Origin of the sequence: uncultured Parasphingorhabdus sp., assembly GCF_963677535.2 — a bacterium.
GTDB lineage: Bacteria > Pseudomonadota > Alphaproteobacteria > Sphingomonadales > Sphingomonadaceae > Parasphingorhabdus.
The window spans coordinates 1155233-1173724 of the sequence record NZ_CAXXUT010000001.1 but is presented as its reverse complement, the minus strand read 5'-3'; the positions used below and the strand labels follow the sequence as shown (position 1 = coordinate 1173724).

At 58.6% G+C, this 18492-nt stretch carries 21 protein-coding genes; 14 read left to right on the top strand and 7 right to left on the bottom strand.

Annotated features, from left to right (window positions below; genetic code table 11):
* Window positions 1–44: 44 nt before the first annotated feature.
* From ACHZCJ_RS05590 to ACHZCJ_RS05580, 3 genes are read left to right on the top strand one after another with little or no spacing between them, the layout of a single operon-like run.
* Complete coding sequence (locus ACHZCJ_RS05590; RefSeq protein WP_321324614.1) at window positions 45–896, top strand: methyltransferase; 852 nt, start codon at window positions 45–47, stop codon at window positions 894–896.
* Between the two features lie 18 nt (window positions 897–914).
* Complete coding sequence (gene aguB / locus ACHZCJ_RS05585) at window positions 915–1763, top strand: N-carbamoylputrescine amidase (RefSeq protein ID WP_321324612.1); 849 nt, start codon at window positions 915–917, stop codon at window positions 1761–1763.
* A gap of 2 nt (window positions 1764–1765) precedes the next feature.
* On the top strand, window positions 1766–2386 hold the full coding sequence (locus tag ACHZCJ_RS05580) for a L,D-transpeptidase family protein (protein WP_321324609.1): 621 nt from the start codon (window positions 1766–1768) through the stop codon (window positions 2384–2386).
* On the opposite strand, the gene ACHZCJ_RS05575 is transcribed toward ACHZCJ_RS05580, so the two are convergent.
* Both ACHZCJ_RS05575 and ACHZCJ_RS05570 read right to left on the bottom strand, forming a co-directional pair.
* Entirely contained in the window at window positions 2380–3054 is a 675-nt protein-coding gene (locus ACHZCJ_RS05575) for a uracil-DNA glycosylase (RefSeq protein ID WP_321324606.1), read from the bottom strand. The two genes, ACHZCJ_RS05580 and ACHZCJ_RS05575, sit on opposite strands and share 7 nt — an antisense overlap.
* 40 nt (window positions 3055–3094) lie before the next feature.
* On the bottom strand, window positions 3095–3466 hold the full coding sequence (locus ACHZCJ_RS05570; protein WP_159641056.1) for a DUF3597 domain-containing protein: 372 nt from the start codon (window positions 3464–3466) through the stop codon (window positions 3095–3097).
* A gap of 248 nt (window positions 3467–3714) precedes the next feature.
* On the opposite strand from ACHZCJ_RS05570, the gene ACHZCJ_RS05565 reads away from it, so the two are divergent.
* Both ACHZCJ_RS05565 and ACHZCJ_RS05560 read left to right on the top strand, forming a co-directional pair.
* Entirely contained in the window at window positions 3715–4299 is a 585-nt protein-coding gene (locus tag ACHZCJ_RS05565) for a DUF937 domain-containing protein (RefSeq protein WP_159641059.1), read from the top strand.
* Window positions 4300–4327: 28 nt separating this feature from the next.
* Window positions 4328–4708, top strand: coding sequence for a hypothetical protein (locus tag ACHZCJ_RS05560; protein WP_321324602.1), 381 nt, complete (start codon window positions 4328–4330; stop codon window positions 4706–4708).
* Here the strand turns inward: ACHZCJ_RS05560 and ACHZCJ_RS05555 are convergent.
* Complete coding sequence (locus ACHZCJ_RS05555; protein WP_321324600.1) at window positions 4698–5177, bottom strand: NfeD family protein; 480 nt, start codon at window positions 5175–5177, stop codon at window positions 4698–4700. The two genes, ACHZCJ_RS05560 and ACHZCJ_RS05555, sit on opposite strands and share 11 nt — an antisense overlap.
* 26 nt (window positions 5178–5203) lie before the next feature.
* Window positions 5204–6172, bottom strand: a complete 969-nt coding sequence (locus ACHZCJ_RS05550; RefSeq protein ID WP_089134718.1) for an SPFH domain-containing protein — start codon at window positions 6170–6172, stop codon at window positions 5204–5206.
* Window positions 6173–6274: 102 nt separating this feature from the next.
* Between ACHZCJ_RS05550 and ACHZCJ_RS05545 the strand changes: the two genes are divergently transcribed.
* The 5 genes from ACHZCJ_RS05545 (at window position 6275) to ACHZCJ_RS05525 (ending at window position 11309) form a co-directional block, all read left to right on the top strand.
* Window positions 6275–7777, top strand: a complete 1503-nt coding sequence (locus tag ACHZCJ_RS05545; RefSeq protein ID WP_321324597.1) for a M28 family peptidase — start codon at window positions 6275–6277, stop codon at window positions 7775–7777.
* Between the two features lie 50 nt (window positions 7778–7827).
* Complete coding sequence (guaB, locus tag ACHZCJ_RS05540) at window positions 7828–9306, top strand: IMP dehydrogenase (RefSeq protein ID WP_159641071.1); 1479 nt, start codon at window positions 7828–7830, stop codon at window positions 9304–9306.
* A gap of 18 nt (window positions 9307–9324) precedes the next feature.
* Window positions 9325–9534, top strand: coding sequence for a hypothetical protein (locus tag ACHZCJ_RS05535; protein ID WP_321324594.1), 210 nt, complete (start codon window positions 9325–9327; stop codon window positions 9532–9534).
* Window positions 9531–10709, top strand: coding sequence for an RsmB/NOP family class I SAM-dependent RNA methyltransferase (locus ACHZCJ_RS05530; protein WP_321324592.1), 1179 nt, complete (start codon window positions 9531–9533; stop codon window positions 10707–10709). The genes ACHZCJ_RS05535 and ACHZCJ_RS05530 overlap by 4 nt, the downstream gene beginning before the upstream one ends.
* A 69-nt stretch (window positions 10710–10778) precedes the next feature.
* Window positions 10779–11309 carry a tetratricopeptide repeat protein gene (locus ACHZCJ_RS05525; RefSeq protein WP_236553779.1) on the top strand — a complete coding sequence of 177 codons (531 nt, stop codon included), beginning with the start codon at window positions 10779–10781 and terminating at the stop codon, window positions 11307–11309.
* Window positions 11310–11328: 19 nt separating this feature from the next.
* Here ACHZCJ_RS05525 and ACHZCJ_RS05520 read toward each other — a convergent pair whose 3' ends face one another.
* From ACHZCJ_RS05520 to ACHZCJ_RS05510, 3 genes are all read right to left on the bottom strand, one after another.
* Entirely contained in the window at window positions 11329–12279 is a 951-nt protein-coding gene (locus ACHZCJ_RS05520; RefSeq protein WP_321324589.1) for a DUF481 domain-containing protein, read from the bottom strand.
* Window positions 12280–12301: 22 nt separating this feature from the next.
* A complete protein-coding gene (locus tag ACHZCJ_RS05515; RefSeq protein ID WP_321325001.1) occupies window positions 12302–12790 on the bottom strand; it encodes an RNA pyrophosphohydrolase in 489 nt (162 codons plus the stop codon).
* A 185-nt stretch (window positions 12791–12975) separates the two neighbouring features.
* Window positions 12976–13926, bottom strand: coding sequence for an alpha/beta hydrolase (locus tag ACHZCJ_RS05510; RefSeq protein ID WP_321324587.1), 951 nt, complete (start codon window positions 13924–13926; stop codon window positions 12976–12978).
* A 181-nt stretch (window positions 13927–14107) separates the two neighbouring features.
* Between ACHZCJ_RS05510 and ACHZCJ_RS05505 the strand changes: the two genes are divergently transcribed.
* Genes ACHZCJ_RS05505 through ACHZCJ_RS05490 form a run of 4 tightly spaced genes read left to right on the top strand, consistent with a single transcriptional unit; the run spans window position 14108 to window position 18487 of the window.
* Window positions 14108–15997 (top strand): 2-oxoacid:acceptor oxidoreductase subunit alpha, encoded by a 1890-nt coding sequence (locus tag ACHZCJ_RS05505; RefSeq protein WP_321324585.1) that lies wholly within the window; start codon window positions 14108–14110, stop codon window positions 15995–15997.
* A complete protein-coding gene (locus ACHZCJ_RS05500) occupies window positions 15994–17025 on the top strand; it encodes a 2-oxoacid:ferredoxin oxidoreductase subunit beta (RefSeq protein WP_159641089.1) in 1032 nt (343 codons plus the stop codon). Before ACHZCJ_RS05505 ends, ACHZCJ_RS05500 begins: the two co-directional genes overlap by 4 nt.
* 45 nt (window positions 17026–17070) lie before the next feature.
* Entirely contained in the window at window positions 17071–17460 is a 390-nt protein-coding gene (locus ACHZCJ_RS05495) for a GxxExxY protein (protein ID WP_321324582.1), read from the top strand.
* Between the two features lie 46 nt (window positions 17461–17506).
* Window positions 17507–18487 (top strand): metal-dependent hydrolase, encoded by a 981-nt coding sequence (locus tag ACHZCJ_RS05490; protein WP_321324580.1) that lies wholly within the window; start codon window positions 17507–17509, stop codon window positions 18485–18487.
* The last annotated feature ends 5 nt before the right edge of the window (window positions 18488–18492 follow it).

Sequence of the window (18492 nt, the reverse complement as noted above, 5' to 3'; positions counted from 1 at the left end):
TTGAAGGCTGGGAAATGTATCGGAAATCAGAGAGGAATGACAAGATGAAGAACTTACTGATGGCAAGCGCAGCACTGGCGATGCTGGGCGCCGCTGCTCCGGCTGTCGCCAATGATCATGGAAAAGACAGCGCTGCAATGACCGACGCCAGCCTGCAGGCAGTTCTCGATCATGAACGGCGCGCGGACGACAAGGCCCGTGATATCTATCGTCACCCGGCCGAGACGCTCGCTTTCTTTGGTGTCACAGCGGATCAGACGGTCGCGGAATATGCTCCGGGCGGCGGCTGGTATACGAAAATTCTCGCGCCTTATCTGGCCGACAAAGGACAATATATCGGCATCAACTATGATCCGGCTCCGCTTCCCTTTCCGGAAGACCGCAAGGCGGAGATGGCCAAATGGGGAGCGGAATTCCCGGTCAAGGTTGCCGAAATGACCGGGATCCCGGCAGACAAATTCAAGGGCCTGACCACGGGCGAGATTAGCGACGAACTGGCGGGCAGTGTCGATTTTGTCTTCATCCCGCGGATGATGCATAATTTGATGCGCTGGAATGTCGCCGACAGCGAGATCAAGGCGCTGCGCCGATTGCTGAAAGAGAATGGCACGATCGGCATTGTCCAGCACCGGGCCAAGGATGATGCACCATTCAGCTATGCCAATGGCAGTCGCGGCTATCTCCGGACCGATACGGTGGTGAATTTCATGGAAGCGCATGGCTTCGAACTGGTCAAACAGTCCGAGGTGAACGCTAATCCCGAGGATAGCGCGGATTACCCCAAAGGCGTCTGGACCCTGCCGCCGCGCTTTGCCGAGGGTGATGCCGACAAAGCGAAATATGAAGCGATCGGCGAATCCGACCGGATGACATTATTGTTTAAGAAGCTTCCTTAAACCGCTATCAGGGCCGCTATGACCGATTTAAGCGTAGCGGCCCTGCAGCTGCCTCTGGGCGGCGATGAACAGACGAATATTTTTGCCGTCAGCGGCCTCGTTGCCGAGGCAGCGGAACAGGGCGCGCAGATCATCCTGCCGCCGGAACTGTTTGCCGGTCCCTATTTCTGCAAGACCGAGGAAGAAGCGCTGTTCGCGCTGGCGCAGCCGGTTGGCGAGAGCGCGCCGGTGCAGGCGATGCAGAAGCTCGCCAAGCAATATGGAGTGGCGATCCCGGCCAGCTTTTTCGAGCGCGACGGCCAGCATTATTACAATAGTCTCGCAATGATCAATCCCGAGGGCGAGATCATGGGCGTCTATCGCAAAAGCCATATTCCCGACGGACCCGGCTATGAGGAGAAATATTATTTCCGCCCCGGCAATACCGGCTTCAAGGTCTGGGATGTGTGCGGCACGCGGATCGGCGTCGGCATCTGCTGGGACCAATGGTATCCGGAAACCGCGCGGGCAATGGCGCTGATGGGCGCGGAAGTGCTCTTCTATCCCACCGCAATCGGATCCGAACCCTATGACGCCGATCTCGACACCAGCCGCATGTGGCGCCGGGCGATGCAGGGCCACGCGGTGAGCAACTGCATGCCGGTGGTCGCCAGCAACCGCATCGGCGTCGAAGCGGGGCAGGCTTTCTACGGCCACAGTTTCATCACCAATGAATGGGGCGATCTGGTAACCGAATATGGCTCGCAGGATACGGGCGTTCTGACGGCATCACTCGATCTGGAACAGGCGCGCAAGCATCGCGCCGGCATGGGGTTTTTCCGGGACCGGCGGCCGGAGCTCTATGGGCGGCTGGCAGAGGATATATAGGCATGCGCGCCCGGATACGGCTTCATGGTCTGGTCGCAGCCCTCATTCTTGCCATGATCACCCTTTCTGCGCCGTCCTTCGCGCAGACTGAATTTATCATTGAATATGAGTCCGGGAGCTCGGTAACGACGCCCCGCGCTGCTGCTCCGGAAGAACCGCGCTCGCTGTTTGCTGTGAAGCATTATATCGAACTCGACCGGCCGCTCGATTTTGGTGAACATTTCTGGGACGAAAGTTTTGCACAGGCGAACAACGCACGCGGTTTTGCACAGATCGTCGTCGATCTGGAGGCGGAGCAGCTCTATGTCTATCGCGAGGGCATCGAGATTGCCCGCACGAGAATTACTCGCGGATGGGAAGAATATGACACGCCTACCGGCATTTTTCCGATCCTCGAAAAAGACGCGGACCATTATAGCAGCACGTATGACAATGCTCCGATGCCTTATAATCTGCGGCTCACCTGGAAGGGTGTCGCGATCCATGGCGCAGAGGTGGACAGCGTCTCGGCGACCCACGGTTGCATCGGTGTACCACTGGACTTTGCGCGCAAGCTGTTTGCCAATGTGCGGAAGGGCGACAAGGTTTTGGTGACGCGAAACTGGCGGCCGGAGGTTTATTGATCAGGCGGTATATCGATGGCCATGTCGAATATTTCTTCAAACATCGCCACGGTAAGGCGCCGCGTATTCAGATTATAGCGGCTGCAATGATAGCTGTCGATCAGCACACGGCTACCAGAAAGCTTATGCTCCGCGCCATGCGCGAACCTGTGATCCGCCAGTCTGAGCCCCTCCATCCGGATGATGCTGTCATGAGCGATTTTTCCCAGAGCCAATATCGTGCGTAGTTTGGGCAGGGCGCGGATGGATTTCTTGAGATAATCGCGGCAATTGTTGATCTCTGCCCCGGTCGGCTTGTTTTCCGGGGGCAGGCATTTGACCGCGTTAAGGATTATCGCGCCGTTCAATGTGATCCCGTCGGCGGGGTCATTGGCGAACACACCGTCGACAAAGCCATATTTGGTGAGAGTGGCAAACAGCGTTTCGCCCGATGCGTCGCCGGTAAACGGCCTGCCGGTCCGGTTGGCGCCCTCCGTGCCCGGCGCGAGGCCGACGATGGCCAGCCATGCTTCCGGGTCGCCAAAGGCCGGAACCGGGGCGTTCCACCAGTCCGGATGGTCCTTGCGCAAGGATTTGCGCAGGCCGACCAGTCGCGGACAGCGCCGGCAGCCTTTCGGGGCTTCCGCAGCGGGAAGCGGGGCAAAAAGAAGGGGGCGATGATCGCTCACAGCCCCCGCCTAAATTCAAACGGACATATCGTCCAGCGGCTTAGTCTTTCAGATCAGCCGGAACGATCCCGCCAGCGGCGGCGATCTTGTTCATGACCTGCTTGTGCAGCAGGATATTGTCTTCGGCAGAACCGCTGTAATCGCTGTTGCCGAGTTCCTGCGCCAGTTCCTTGCGATTGCCATAGCTGGCATCGATCTGGACCAGCTTCATCAGGTCGACAATCGACGTGCGCCAGTTGAGCTTGTCGGAGCCCGGGATGCTGTCGAGCCGGGATGCCACGTCTACTTCGCTGATTGCGGCGCGTTTGGCCGGTGCGGCCGCAACGGGTTCAGCCGCCGGCTTGACTTCCGGTTCTGCGGCCTTGGCTTCGCCACCGAAAATCGCGTTCTTAATCTTTCCGAAAATACTCATATTATGCTCCTCTATACTTTTGCGGGGACTTTAAATTTGGCTATGTCCAGCCACACCCTTGCTAATCGTTTCGGAGCAAGTGTTCTGCGAGTCAATTGTCCTTCTTCTGTTGGCACGCTTATAAGCCGCCAATTCCTTGTAAACACTGGTAACGCCTCCGTTTAGTCGGTTTCTGGCCGGAAAATATGCTAGGGACTTCGCAAGCGAAGAATCAGAACGTGCCAATGTGGCGAACAAGGAGATCGACGATGAATATCATGGATGCGTTGCAACAGTCGGGCGGCATCGGAACTATGGCCAAGGAACTGGGCATCAACGAAAATGTCGCCGAAGCCGGAGCCGCAGCATTGCTGCCCGCCATTTTGGGCGGGTTCAAGAAAACAACCCAGGCCCAGCCAGCCGGTCTGGACGGGTTGGGCGGATTGCTCGGTCAGCTCGGCGGGGGCGGACTGCTCGACAGCGTGCTTGGCACCCAGCCGACCCCTGTTAGCAAGGGCAATGAAGTGCTCGGCCAGATATTCGGTTCCAAGGAAGTCAGCCGGACGGTTGCCGCAGGCGCGGAACAACAGACCGGGATCAGCAGCGACCTGCTGAAGAAGATGCTGCCGGTCGTGGCAATGATGGTGGCCGGATATATGGCCAAGCAAAGCGGGGACAGCACAGGCGGTGCCAGCAATGGAGGCGGACTTGGTGGACTGATCGGCGGTCTGCTTGGCGGCGGCAACAATGCCTCTTCCGGTGGGATGGGCGGCATCGGTTCGCTGCTCGACCTGAACGGTGACGGCAACCCGCTGGACGATATCATCGGCATGGCCGGCAAACTGGTCCGCTAGAATCTATCTGATTGGAAGGAAAAGGATTATGAGCATGCTTGATAAAGTGATGGCGATGCTGCCCGAGAATTTCAGCATTGAGGAAATCGCCGAAAAGGCCGGAATGTCGGCGGACGAAGCGAAAAAAGGCGGGGAAGCGCTGTTCGCAAAATTGCGCGACGGCAGCACCGACAATATGACCGCGATCAAGGAAGCCGCTGCCGAAGCCGGTGTCGATCCCGAAAAGCTGAAGGGGCTGTTGCCCGCCATGGCCGAAAAAGCAGGCCTGGATGGCGAGGGTGGTCTGATGGACAAGTTGAGCGGTGACGACGGGCTGCTCGGCAAGGTTTCCGGCTTTCTGGATCGCGACGGTGATGGCAATCCGATCAATGACCTCACCGATATGGCGAAGGGCTTCTTCAGGAAATAGTTTTGTTTTCCAGTTGAACGGGGCTCTCCCGCGCTTCCAGCACCAGAACCCCGCCTTCTACGGATATGACTTTGGCGACCGTGCCTTCTTCCATATCCGGGCCTCGTGCCGGCCATACGCCATCGGCGACTTTTGCGCGTCCGCTGGTCGCTGAAACCGCTTCCACAACGGTTACGGTTCTGCCGACCAGCTGCGCCGCGCGATTGTTGAGCAGCGGATTTTCGCTTTCGACCTTGTGCGTCAGATACCAGCGCCGCCCGCCGAGCACAGCGGCAATGGTGGCAAGTCCGAATACGGTAAGCTGACCGGCGACAGTCATATCGATAAAGAGCGACAGGACGCCGGTCAACGCGGCCGCAGCGGCCACCCAGATCAGGAAAACGCCCGGCACGAACAATTCCGCCAGCGCCAGCAAGGCGGCCAGTCCGAGCCAGAGATATTCCGGGTTGTTCAGTGCGATATCATCCATGGCTCTTGCTCCGCCGGTTGCCGGTCTCACTGATCCTGATTGTCGAACGGTCCCTTGCGCCGGGGAGGTGGCGTGATGGCGTGGCCATCTTCGCCCAACGCTTCCTTGGCGAGCGCGCCGATGCCTCCGAGTGATCCGATCAGCTGGGTTGCCTCTACCGGGAATAATATGGTTTTTGCATTGGGCGAGGTGGCGAATTTTTCAACCGCTTTCACATAGTCCTGGGCGATGAAATAGTTGATCGCCTGTGCGTTGCCCCCGGCAATGGCTTCGGACACCATCTGGGTCGCCTTGGCTTCGGCCTGGGCTTCCCGTTCGCGGGCTTCGGCATCGAGGAAGGCTGATTCCTTGCGACCTTCGGCCTGCAGGATCTGACCCTGTTTCTCGCCTTCCGAGCGGAGGATTTCTGAGGCGCGGGCGCCTTCTGCATCGAGGATATTGGCGCGTTTCTCGCGCTCGGCCTTCATTTGCCGCGCCATCGCATTGACGATATCCTGCGGCGGACGGATGTCCTTGATCTCGACGCGGGTGATCTTGATCCCCCAGGGCGTGGTCGCATCGTCGATCACGGTCAGCAGCCGTGCATTGATCTCGTCGCGTTTCGACAGGGTCTCGTCGAGATCCATCGAGCCCATGACCGTGCGCAGGTTGGTGGTGACGAGATTGAGAATCGCATTATACAGGTCATTGACTTCATAGGCCGCCTTGGCCGCTTCAAGGACCTGAAAGAATACCACGCCGTCGGTGGAAATCATCGCATTGTCCTTGGTGATGATTTCCTGGCCCGGAATGTCCAGCACCTGCTCCATCATGTTGACCTTGCGGCCGACGCGGTAAAGAAAAGCCGGATAGAAGTTGAACCCCGGCTGGGCGATCGTCGTGAAGCGACCAAAATATTCGATTGTATAATGATAGCCCTGCCGGACGATCTTGATGCTTGCAAACAGATAGATGATGGTGACCAGCAGCACCAATAACAGTAGTGAAACGTCCATTTCCATTCTCCTCCGCAAACCGTCGCATTATCATTGATTAATTGCGGTATATTGCCAAGGAAAAAGCGAATTGTTCGGGTTAATATAGGGATTGTGGTTGCGATGCGTTTTGTTGCAGTTCTGCTTTTGTCGGCTATTTTTTCCGCAGGTAGTGCCGGCGCGCAGCCGATCGGCGAGGCTGATCTGCTCCGGCATATCGAGATATTGGCCAGCGATAGGTTCGAGGGACGAGAACCGGGGACGACCGGCGAAAACAAGACCGTCAACTATATCGCCAGCCAATGGTCAGCGGCCGGGCTGGAGCCCGCAGGCGACGAGGGCTCGTGGTACGCGCCGGTGTCTCTGGTCGAGCGCACGCCGGAAATCTATCGCCTTCAGGTCGCTGATAGCCGTTCCCGACAGTTCGTGCGCGTGGCGCAGGATGAGATCATCTTGCGCAGCCGCGATGCGTCGTTCCGCAAGCTGGATATGCCGATGGTCTTCGCCGGCTATGCCGGTCCGGATTCCGGTCAGGGTAGCGTTTCGATTGCCGGTAAACTGGTGTTCCTGCCGCGTAATCCGCCGGAGTCCGCTGAGGAACTGCCGGATTATCGCGACCGCAAGCTGCAACTGATTCGCGAGGGTGCAATCGGGGTGATCGGCATCGTTGCGGATGAGTGGCTATGGCCGAGATATCGACGGTCCTTCGAGCGCGGCACGACGATGCTGGCCGGCCCTGAGCAACACGCGGCGGTCGAGGGGTTGATTCGATACGACCAGTTCCGGAAACTGCTCCTGCGCTCTGGCCGGGATGCCGAAAAGCTGCTGTTAACGAGCGGTGACATCGACCTTATTGATCTCGACCTGCAGGCAAATGCCGCGGTTGATACCGCTCTCCGCAGCTATCTATCGCACAATGTCATCGGAAAGATTGCCGGCAGCAATCCGGCGCGCGGAGCCATATTGTATCTCGGGCACTGGGATCATTTCGGCATCTGCCGGACCGAAGACCCGAAGGAATTGGAGCGGGACCGGATCTGCAATGGCGCCGTCGACAATGCGAGCGGCATATCGCTGCTTATTGAAACCGCCGCGCGCCTGTCGGCTCAGCGCCCGGATCGCGACATCTATTTTCTCGCCACAACCGCAGAGGAAAAGGGACTTCTGGGCGCGCGGGCCTTTGTCCAGGACCCGCCGGTTGCGCTCGATAAATTTGTCGCTGCCTTCAATGCGGATAGCGTCGCCCTTTCCGATAATCGCAAGCGAATTGCGGTGATCGGGCTGGGCGAAAACGAGCTGGACCGGGATATCGAGATCGTCGCCGCGCAAGAGGGACGCGAAATCGACCGCAGCGGCAAGGCGGATGTCTATCTCAAGCGGCAGGACGGCTATGTTTTTCGGGAGCGAGGCATTCCCGCCTACATGATCACCAGTGCCTTCGCCGATGACGAGCGGGTCACAGCCTTCATCAACGGGCCTTATCATGACGTTAGCGACGAAGTGAACGACAGTCTTTTGCTCGCGGGGGCGGCGGCAGACGCCAATTTCCACGTGGCGCTGGGGCGTTATTTTGCCTCGACGGCGACATATCCGGGAAAAGCCTCTAGCGGCGAGCCGGATAACTGATTACATGGGCCGCCACAGAATCAAATTCACGACATCGGAAAGTGGCGATCATGAGCAGGTCAGGCAAGCATAAAGAAATTCGGTTGGGACTGACCTTTGACGATGTCCTGCTGCAGCCTGCGGCGTCCGAAATCGTGCCCAGCCAGGCCAATACCAAGACCAGCCTGTCGAAGCTTATCGGCCTGAATATCCCGATCCTGTCCTCTGCCATGGATACGGTGACGGAGTCCGACATGGCCATTGTCATGGCGCAAATGGGCGGGATCGGCGTCTTGCACCGGAATCTTACCGTTGAACAGCAAATTGCCGCGGTTCGACAGGTGAAGCGTTTTGAATCCGGCATGGTGGTCAATCCGATCACCATCGCTCCCGATGCGACGCTGGCCGAAGCACAGGCGACAATGGAACAGAACCGGATATCGGGCATTCCGGTGGTCGAGAAGTCGGGCAAGCTGGTCGGCATATTGACCAACCGCGATGTCCGCTTTGCCGAAAATCCGCAGCAGCCGGTTTCGGAATTGATGACGAAGGACAATCTGGCGACGGTCCCGGCGGGCGTCAGCCAGGAAGAGGCGCGGCGGACGCTGCACCAGCGGCGGATCGAGAAACTTCTCGTCGTTGATAATGATTATCGCTGCGTCGGGCTGATCACGGTCAAGGATATCGAGAAAGCCGTGACCTATCCGAACGCGACCAAGGATGAATCCGGCCGGCTGCGGGTCGCCGCGGCTTCGACCGTCGGCGACAGCGGACTGGAGCGGACGCAGGCGTTGATCGATGCGGAATGCGATCTGATCGTCATCGACACCGCTCACGGCCACAGCGCGATGGTTGCGCGGGCCGTCGAAGAAGTGAAAAAACGCTCGAACAGCGCGCAGATCATTGCCGGTAATGTGGCGACAGCCGCGGCCACGCGCGCGCTGATTGATGCGGGCGCAGACGGTATCAAGGTCGGCATTGGGCCGGGTTCGATCTGCACCACGCGGGTGGTCGCCGGTGTGGGGGTCCCGCAGCTGACCGCGATCATGGATTGTGCGGAAGAAGCAGAGAAATCCGGCATCCCGGTGATCGCCGATGGTGGCCTGCGGACATCGGGCGACGTCGCCAAGGCGCTGGCGGCCGGCGCGTCGGCGGTAATGATCGGGTCCTTGCTGGCAGGAACCGAAGAAGCCCCGGGCGAGACCTTCCTCTATCAGGGCCGCGCCTATAAAAGCTATCGCGGCATGGGATCGGTCGGCGCGATGGCGCGCGGCTCGGCGGACCGCTATTTCCAGCAGGATATCAAGGACCAGATGAAGCTGGTGCCGGAAGGGATCGAGGGGCAGGTGCCGTTCAAGGGGCCGGCACGCGATGTCATTCACCAGCTGGTTGGCGGCGTGAAAGCGGCGATGGGTTATACCGGCTCGGCCACGCTCGAGGATTTGCGCGAACGGGCCGAATTCGTCCGGATCACCAATGCCGGTCTGCAGGAAAGCCATGTCCATGATGTTGCGATCACCCGGGAAGCGCCCAATTATCCCACCCGATAGCGCCTCGGGCGGTCTCTCATGATCGGGGCCAAGATAATCCTGATGATATTCATCTGGCCTGCGGGGCCGGGGCCCGATACGCCGCGTTGGACAAGCGACGCCTATCTGACCGTTGCAAGCTGCGAAGAGGATGCTGTGGTGCTGAAGACCAGAATTGCCGCGAAATACGGACCGGCCACCCGGATGGAGCATCATTGCATGCATCTGGACGATCGGGTGGACGCATGACCCCGGCAGCGAGACTGCAGGCAGCGATAGAGATGCTGGACTGGATCATCGCCGCCGCGCGGGACAATGGAGCGTCGGCGGACAATATCGCCAAGAAATTCTTCAAGGAACGGCGCTATGCCGGATCGGGTGACCGCCGGGCCATTCGCGAGCTGGTCTATTCCGCCATCCGGCGCTGGGGCGACCGGCCGGAAAGCGGCAGGCAGGCGATGTTGGGACTGGTCGACGAACAGCCCGAATTGCGGGAGCTTTTCAGCGGTTCCAACTATGGACCGGCCGCAATCGAAGAGGGCGAACCGGTCGCCAGCGGCGCGCAAATTCCGGACTGGCTGACCGACCGCTTTGCCAGCCTGATCGACGAGGATGAGCGCAAGGCGCTGTTTGATCGCGCACCGCTTCATATCCGGGTCAATGGCCAGCGTTCTACCGATATGGAAGTCAGTTCGGCCTGGCCGGAAGCCGTCTCTCTCGCCTTACCGAACGGCTATGAACTGCCGGCCGGCAGCCAGTTGGAGGACAAGGCGCTGTTTCGCGAAGGCGCAATCGAAATTCAGGACCTCGGCAGTCAGGCCATCGCAATGGCCGCCGCTGCTTCCAAGCCGGAACTGGTTCTTGACCTATGCGCGGGCGCAGGCGGCAAAACGCTTGCTCTTGCGGCGCTGCTGCCTACGGAAAGCAAGCTGATCGCGGCGGATACGGATCGCAATCGGCTTAGCCGGATCGAACCCCGCAAGCGGCGGGCCAGCGCTCGCAATATCGAGACGATTTTGCTCGGTCCGGGCAAGGAAATGGAATCGCTGGAACATCTGAAAGGCCTCTGTGATCTGGTTCTGGTCGATGCCCCCTGCAGCGGGACAGGAACCTGGAGGCGCAATCCCGAACTGCGCTGGCGGATGACGCCGAAGCGACTGGAACATACGACAGAACTGCAGCAAAGGCTGTTCGCGCTCGGCAGCGCGCTGGTAAAACCGGGCGGCCGCCTGATTTACGCCGTGTGCTCGCTGCTTGATGCAGAGGGTGGCGACCAGACCGATCGCTTTCTCGAAAGCCATCCGGGGTGGCGGGAAATATCGATTGATTTGCCGATTGGCCGCCCATATCGTAAAGGCACTCTTCTTTCACCGCATCATGACGGAACGGATGGCTTTTATTTTACCTGTCTCGAAAAATTGTGATAGCAAAGCATGTTAAGCCAGCATGCAGATGAGTCTGGCTATGGTCGAGAGACTTTATTGGAGCTGATTATGCGTTTTTCACCGGCTGTCGTGGCCTTGTCTCTCGTCTTTGCTACTGTTTCCAGCGCCAGTTTCGGCCAGTCCGCCGATGTCGAGATCAAGCCCCGCTCGATCGAATATATGCAAATGGGCGAGGCGGCGCAGAAGCGCGGCGAACTCGATCTGGCCGCCGATCTTTACGAAACATCGCTGGTCGTCGATCCGCGCAACGGCTCAGCCTTCATCGCGCTGGCGCAAATTGCCCGGGTGCAGGAATTGCCCGGCAAGGCTATCCGTCTCTATCGCGAGGCGCTGATACTGGATCCGAACAATCTGGATGCCCTGGCCGGTCAGGGCGAGGCCCTGATCCAGCGCGGCGCACTGGAAAAGGCGCGGGTGAATCTGTCGCGGATCGAAACCCTGTGCCGTTCGCGCTGCGCGCAAAACGACCAGCTGGCTTCGGCGATCAAGATAGCGGAAAAGAAACCGGTATTGTCGGCCGAAGCGGTTACGCCCAAGCCGCAAATCGGGGACGAAGAACCGGCCACCGAAACACCGTGAAGCGAGCTTCCGCTAAAATCTAGAAATCATAGACCAAGGTCGCGCGGCTGAGCGTATCGGTCTTGATCCGGCCGGTCGGCGGATTGGTTTCATGTTCAATCGTATAGGACAGGCGAGCAGACAGCGATCCGAGCAGTTTTGCGTCGAGCGCTGATGTCGCGGTCAGGCTGGTATTGTCGCTGTCGATGACGACCACAGCCGAACTGAATCCCTGCGCATCGCTCGCATAGGTGCCACCAGCATCCTGTGAAAATTTCAGATGATCGGAAATCTTCCAGTCAAAATCGAGACCGGCCAGCGCGGCCAGACTGCTTTTCGATCCACCGCCTGTAAAATTCGTGGTACGAAATGCGGGCCCAGCCTTTATGGCGAGCCGAATGTCTTTGGTCTTGACCAGTTCATAGCCCAGCCCGCCGGAAAGGGTGTAGCGGGCGGAAAATCCCTGGAACCGGTCCCGTTCAAACTGGGCCAGACCATAAGCGTAGAGGCTTTCGTCAAACTTGTAATTGGGTTCGATGGTCGCACTCAACTGGTCGCGGGTTGTGCTTCCAGAGCTGCGTTCATAATCGGCGCGCGCCTTGATGTTCAACCGCCACTTGACCGCGTCCTTGACCAGTTTCAGACCGCCTGAAATCCCGAGATTTCTGGTGTTCCCGGTCGAACGGAAACCGCCGATTTCGCCTTGTCCCTTCCAGTTTTCGAAAAAGCCGGCTTGCTGTTTTTCGCGCAGAGCCACGGCCGCCGCTTTCGCCTGCCGGGCATTGAAGTCGGCCATCAAAGCATCGATCTCGGCATGATCATCGGGGTTTGTTGCCTTGGCGATTTTCACAATGGCGGCGACGTCCTGCTTGTCGTCCGATGCTATGGCGGCGTCGATCATTTCTCTGACCGGGTCGGGCAGCGCGGCGGCGGCTGGCGTGGAGGCGCTTGCCGCAACGAGAATTGCTGCCGCTACTGCTGGTCTGGTCATAGAGAATTCCTGCTTACTGTTACTAGATCAGCGGCAGAAACTCTTTCAAAACCGCCCGATACAGGTCCCTTTTGAAGGGTACGATCAGATCTGGCAAGCCCTGCGGATCGGTCCATTTCCAGTTCTTGAACTCGGGATGTTCGGTCCGGATATCGATATGATCATCCTCGCCGGTGAAGCGCATCAGGAACCAGCTCTGCCGCTGGCCGCGATATTTGCCCTTCCATATCTTGCCGAGCAGCTCGTCGGGCAGGTCATAGAGATATTCCTCGGTGCTGCGACCGATGATCTGGACGAAATCTTCGACCACGCCGGTTTCCTCGCGCAGCTCGCGCAAGGCTGCCGTTTCCGGCTCTTCGCCCTTGTCGATCCCGCCTTGCGGCATCTGCCAGGCGTCGGGATAGTTGCTGTCCGCCGCATCCAGACGCTGGCCGACAAATACCTGGCCCGACCGGTTCGCGAGCATGATCCCGGCGCAGGGGCGGTAGGGGAGATGGGAGAAGTCGATGATGTTTACCTTTCCAAAATCATGTGCTGCACGGTCCTGTCTGGCAGTCGTGATGTTCCGCCGCGCCTCTAGCGCATAAACGCAGGGCCAGCTAGCGAGTCTTGCCAGCGAAACTAATTATCCGCTGGGCGGACGGCAATAGCGGGAAGGGCCGCAGACCGAAGTGTTCCGTCAGCAGCCGGTCCGGCCTAGGACTGCAGCGAAGCCAGCGTTGTTTTCCAGGCGGTGATCATCTTGTCGACATCTTGCTGGGCGGTGGGCACGGCTTTGCGAATATTGATGAAGCCGTGGACATTGCCCGCCATTTCCATGAAAGTCGTGTTCACGCCGTGGCGGATCAGGTCGGCGGCATAATCACGCCCCTGATCCCGCAGCGGATCGAGGCCGGCGGTGACCAGCACCGTCGGCGGTGATTTTGCCAGATCACCAAGATAGGGCGACACCCGAATGTCGTCATCCTTTGCCGCATAATGGCTGTTGAAATAGTCCATACTGTCCCTGGTCAGCAGAAACCCTTCGGCAAATTCGTCCATCGATCCGCCCTTCGCATCCATCCGGCTGGCGGGATAGATGGGGAATTGCGCGACCACGGGGACGGACGCCGGTTCGCTGGCCAGCACCTGTCCGACAACCAGCGTGAGATTGCCGCCGGCGCTGTCGCCGCACGGGATCATGCCGCTGATCTGCAAGTTGAGCTGTTCCTGATTATCGGCGACCCAGCGCGTCGCGGCAAGGCTGTCCTCGGGAGCAGCCGGGAAGGGCGCTTCCGGGGCCAGCCGATAATCCACGGCGATGATCGGCATATCCATTTCGCGTGCTATATAGGTGCAGAAACTATGGTGGGAATCGAGATCGCCGATCACAAACCCGCCACCGTGATAGAAGATGATGACGGGTGTTTCCGCGTTGCGTTCGGCTTGGCTGTCGTAGAGCCGCAGCGCGATATCGCCGGCGGGGCCGGGGCAGGACAAGTCTTCGATACGCGGGATTTCAACCGCGTCCGCTTCGAGCATCGCCGCCATTACATTGTACATTTCGCGGGCCGCTGCGGGTTCGACTTCCGACATCAGCGGCTGGTCGGATTGAGCCATCATCGTCAGAATCATCTGCACATCGGGGCGCACATAAGCGTCAGTCATCTCTCTTCTCCTAGCGTTTAACTAACCGATTAGATCAGGCCGCGCGCACTAGGCAAGCGCTAATCGGGAAGGTCGTCCCAAACAAATGCTTTATCCCTATTAGTTTTTGTGGTTTGAAGCGGGGCACATTGCTGCTCTAGGGCGGGATGCGTAATAATAATTAAGGCACGGAAAATCCATTATGGCCACCGCATTGAAGCAGGAAGAACCGAATAGTCCCAATAGTGATGGCGCAGAAAATGTCGTCGTCCGTTTTGCCGGAGACAGCGGCGACGGGATGCAGTTGACCGGAGGACAGTTCACGCTGTCGACCGCGCTGGCGGGCAGCGATCTTGCGACCTTCCCCGATTTTCCGGCTGAAATCCGGGCGCCGCAGGGGACCCTGTTCGGCGTGTCCGCTTTCCAGATCAATTTCGGCAGCCGCGCGATCGAAACCGCCGGCGACCAGCCGGATGTGCTGATCGCGATGAACCCTGCCGCGCTGAAAACCAATGTCGAGGCCTTGCGGCCCGGCGGTCTGATCATCGCCGACTCCGGCGAGTTCGGAAAACGGAATCTCGACAAGGCGAAATATGAGAATAATCCGCTGGAAGACGGGTCTCTCGCCAAATGGCAATTGCTCAAGCTGGATATTTCCGCGCTGACGCTCGAAGCGGTGAAACCGTTCGGTCTTGGCAATAAAGAAGCGCTGCGCTGCAAGAATATGTGGACGCTGGGGCTGGCATTGTGGATGTTCGAACGCGACCGGGAGCCAATCATCGACTGGCTGAAGGGTAAATTTGCCAAATTGCCGGATGTTGCAGAAGCCAATATCGCGGCGCTCAACGCCGGCCATGCTTATGGCGAAACTGCCGAACTATCCGGTGAAGGTCTTGGCAGCGGCCATCTGACCACGCGCAAAGTGGGTGCGGCGCCGTCTGCGCCGGGTAAATATCGCACGGTGACGGGCGCGGAATCGCTCTCGCTGGGACTGGTCGCCGGTGCGCAGCTGGCGGACTTGCCGATGTTCTTTGGCGGCTATCCGATCACCCCGGCTTCTGCAATTCTGCACCATTTGTCACGCTTGAAAGAATTTGGCGTCACCACATTCCAGGCAGAAGACGAAATTGCCGCGATCGCGGCGGCCATTGGCGCCAGCTATGCCGGTAAGCTTGGCATTACGTCATCTTCAGGTCCCGGCATTGCGCTGAAGGGCGAGGCAATCGGTCTGGCGATCATGACCGAATTGCCGTTGGTGATTGTCAATTCGCAGCGCGGCGGCCCTTCGACCGGCTTGCCGACCAAGACCGAGCAATCGGACCTCTATCAGGCTGTCTATGGCCGCAACGGCGATGCGCCAATGCCGGTCATTGCCGCCCGTTCGCCAAGCGATGCGTTTGAATGCGCAATCGAGGCAGTGCGGATTGCAGTGCAATATATGACGCCGGTCATGCTGCTGACCGACGGCTATATTGCCAATGCGGCTGAGCCTTGGAAGATTCCCGATGTGTCCGGTCTGGAGCCGTTCCCGACGACCTTCCTCGAAACCATGCCGGCCGACGGATTGAAGCCTTATGCGCGCGACGGGAAACTCGCACGGCCCTGGATCAAGCCGGGCACGCCCGAACTGATGCACCGGATTGGCGGCATCGAGAAGGGCGTCGATACCGGCCATATCGATTATGGCGCGGCCAATCACCAGAAGATGACCGAAATCCGTCGCGACAAGGTGCTCGGCGTTGCCGACAGCATTCCCGACCAGGATGTCGCGCTCGGCAATACGAGCGGCAAGCTGGCGGTGGTTGGCTGGGGCTCGACTTTCGGTCCGATCCATCAGGCGGTGCGCCGGGCTGTCGAAGCGGGCAAGGATGTTGCCCATATCCATATTCGGAATATCTGGCCGATGCCGAAAAATCTCGGCGACTTGCTGAAAGGCTATGACCGCTTGATCGTACCCGAAATGAACACCGGACAGCTGAAAACCGTGTTGCGCGACCAATATCTGGTCGATGCCAAGCCGGTGAACAAGGTTTCCGGCCAGCCCTTTACCATTGCCGAAATTGAAGCGGCGATTGAGGAGAATCTGTCATGAACGAGATGACAAAAATCACGACCACGCTGAAAGACTGGGAAACCGATCAGGAAGTCCGCTGGTGCCCCGGGTGCGGCGATTACGCCATTTTAAAGGCCGTACAGCGCACCATGCCCGATCTGGGGGCTGACCCGTCCAAGACGGTCTTTGTCAGCGGTATCGGCTGCTCCTCGCGCTTTCCTTATTATATGGAGACTTATGGCTTCCATACGATCCACGGGCGTGCGCCAGCAGTGGCTACGGGCGTCAAGCTCGCCAATCCGGAGCTCGACGTGTGGATCATCACCGGCGACGGCGATGCGCTGTCGATTGGCGGCAACCATACGATGCATCTGCTGCGCCGCAATCTCGATTGCCAGGTGATGCTGTTCAACAACGAGATTTACGGCCTGACCAAGGGCCAATATTCGCCGACGAGCCGACAGGGCACGCAAAGCCCGTCAACGCCATATGGTTCGGTCGACCGGCCCGCTTCGCCCTGTGCTTTTGCCTTGGGTGCCGGTGCGCGCTTCGTTGCCCGCGGCATTGATGTGCACAAGGGATTGCCCGATGTTCTCAAGGCAGCCCATGCCCACAAGGGCACGTCGTTCATTGAGATTTTCCAGAATTGCATCGTCTATAACAAGGATGTGTTCGAGGAATTTGCGGCCAAGAAGACCGCGGCCGACACGCAGCTGCATCTGGTCGACGGGGAGCCCATGCTGTTTGGCAAAGGCACCAAGGGTATCACGCTCAACCGCAAGACCCTGCAGCTGGAAGTGGTCGACGTCGTCGATGGTGACTGGGAAGCGGCCGATGTGATTGTTCATGATGTCACCAACCGCTCGGTCGCGCATATGCTGATCGAAATGCAGTTTGGCGAATTCCCGATGGCTCTGGGCGTGCTCTATGACGATCCGCGTCCGACGTTCGAAGCGGCTGTTGTCGCGCAAAATGAGGCGGCGTCGGCTGGTAAAAAGCCGGATTTGCAGGCCTTGCTGAGCAAGGGGCAGACCTGGACGGTGGCTGAGGGCGGGCCGGAACTGTAAAGATTCTGGACTCGCACGAAGCCACGAAGGCACTAAGATGGGATCGTGCAAGATCTCGAAGCTATCGCCAGAATCTCTATTGATTGCGGGTTTCACCTGCACAGGGATATTGGGCCGGGGCTGCTTGAGTCCGTCTATGAAGTTTTGCTTTTCGAAAGTCTGAAGGACAAGGGGCTTTCTGTCGAAAGACAGAAGATCATTCCTATTACGTTCAAGGGTCGGGTTTTGGATGAGGCATTTCGCGCAGACCTCATCGTCGAAAAGCGACTGCTGATAGAATTGAAGTCTACCGAACGTCACTCGCCTGTTCATGCAAAGCAACTGTTAACCTATTTGCGATTGATGGATTTGCCATTGGGTTTCCTGATGAATTTTGGCGCAGCCACTTTCAAAGAAGGCGTCAAACGTCTGGCAAATAACTATTTCCGAGGCTAGGCAATGCAAATTCTTTGTGCCTTCGTGGCTTCGTGCGAGATAAAATTTGGATAACCTGACCCACAGCCTGGCCGGTGCCGTTCTCGGCCAGATGGGCCTGAAAAAGAAAACCGGTCTCGGCATGGCAACACTGATCATTGCCGCCAATATTCCCGATATCGACGCGGTGGCGACCTTGCTCGACGGGGTGCAGCATCTGGCGCTCCGGCGGGGTATCACCCATGGGCCGATCGCGATGCTGGTGCTGCCACTGTTGCTGACCGGGATCATGATCGGCTTTGACCGCTGGCAGACGAAGCGCGGCAAACGGCCCGCGGATCGCTTGCCGATCCACAAGGGCTGGCTGCTGGCTTTGGCCTATATCGGCTGTGTGAGCCATCCAGCGCTGGACTGGCTCAACAGCTATGGTATCCGCCTGCTCGAGCCGTTCTCGTCGCAATGGTTTTATGGCGACAGCATCTTCATCATCGACATCTGGATCTGGGCGGCGCTGATCGCTGGCTTGTGGGTTTCGCGGCGGCGGGAGAAGAAGGGGGCAGGCAATTGGCAGCGACCGGCGTGGATCAGCTTTGCTGCCGTCGGCGCCTATATTTTCGCCAATGGCATGATCACCGGCAAGGCGGAAGCGGAGACCAAGTCGCTGCTCGCGCGCAACGCTCATCAGGTCGAAGCGAAGGTCGAAGACAATATGGTCGTGGCCAACCCGGTGCCGCTCCAGTTCTGGAAACGGGAGATGTTGTGGCGGAACGAAACCGCCTACGGGTCAGGTGCTTATGATCTGTTTGACGGATTGGTTCTCAATGAAAAGCAGGTTATGGCCCAACCCGGCCGAACGCCGCTTCCTGGTCTCGCAACGGCCAGCGATGACGCTGCGGCTTTTCTGTTCTGGTCGCGGATGCCGGTGGTTGAGCGGGATCAGGCCGAGCTAATTATCAGAGACCAGCGCTTCATGGATCCGCTGGTGGGAGACCGGTTTTCTGTTCGTGTGAATGCCCGAAAAGACAGGTTGGAGCAACCGACTCCCTGAGCGAT

Bases quoted from the DNA above. Each gene is read 5' to 3' on its own strand.
- ACHZCJ_RS05590 (WP_321324614.1), top strand. From the start codon at position 45: ATGAAGAACTTACTGATGGCAAGCGCAGCACTGGCGATGCTGGGCGCC.
- aguB (WP_321324612.1), top strand. From the start codon at position 915: ATGACCGATTTAAGCGTAGCGGCCCTGCAGCTGCCTCTGGGCGGCGAT.
- ACHZCJ_RS05580 (WP_321324609.1), top strand. From the start codon at position 1,766: ATGCGCGCCCGGATACGGCTTCATGGTCTGGTCGCAGCCCTCATTCTT.
- ACHZCJ_RS05570 (WP_159641056.1), bottom strand. From the start codon at position 3,466: ATGAGTATTTTCGGAAAGATTAAGAACGCGATTTTCGGTGGCGAAGCC.
- ACHZCJ_RS05565 (WP_159641059.1), top strand. From the start codon at position 3,715: ATGAATATCATGGATGCGTTGCAACAGTCGGGCGGCATCGGAACTATG.
- ACHZCJ_RS05560 (WP_321324602.1), top strand. From the start codon at position 4,328: ATGAGCATGCTTGATAAAGTGATGGCGATGCTGCCCGAGAATTTCAGC.
- ACHZCJ_RS05555 (WP_321324600.1), bottom strand. From the start codon at position 5,177: ATGGATGATATCGCACTGAACAACCCGGAATATCTCTGGCTCGGACTG.
- ACHZCJ_RS05550 (WP_089134718.1), bottom strand. From the start codon at position 6,172: ATGGACGTTTCACTACTGTTATTGGTGCTGCTGGTCACCATCATCTAT.
- ACHZCJ_RS05545 (WP_321324597.1), top strand. From the start codon at position 6,275: ATGCGTTTTGTTGCAGTTCTGCTTTTGTCGGCTATTTTTTCCGCAGGT.
- guaB (WP_159641071.1), top strand. From the start codon at position 7,828: ATGAGCAGGTCAGGCAAGCATAAAGAAATTCGGTTGGGACTGACCTTT.
- ACHZCJ_RS05535 (WP_321324594.1), top strand. From the start codon at position 9,325: ATGATCGGGGCCAAGATAATCCTGATGATATTCATCTGGCCTGCGGGG.
- ACHZCJ_RS05530 (WP_321324592.1), top strand. From the start codon at position 9,531: ATGACCCCGGCAGCGAGACTGCAGGCAGCGATAGAGATGCTGGACTGG.
- ACHZCJ_RS05525 (WP_236553779.1), top strand. From the start codon at position 10,779: ATGCGTTTTTCACCGGCTGTCGTGGCCTTGTCTCTCGTCTTTGCTACT.
- ACHZCJ_RS05520 (WP_321324589.1), bottom strand. From the start codon at position 12,279: ATGACCAGACCAGCAGTAGCGGCAGCAATTCTCGTTGCGGCAAGCGCC.
- ACHZCJ_RS05510 (WP_321324587.1), bottom strand. From the start codon at position 13,926: ATGACTGACGCTTATGTGCGCCCCGATGTGCAGATGATTCTGACGATG.
- ACHZCJ_RS05505 (WP_321324585.1), top strand. From the start codon at position 14,108: ATGGCCACCGCATTGAAGCAGGAAGAACCGAATAGTCCCAATAGTGAT.
- ACHZCJ_RS05500 (WP_159641089.1), top strand. From the start codon at position 15,994: ATGAACGAGATGACAAAAATCACGACCACGCTGAAAGACTGGGAAACC.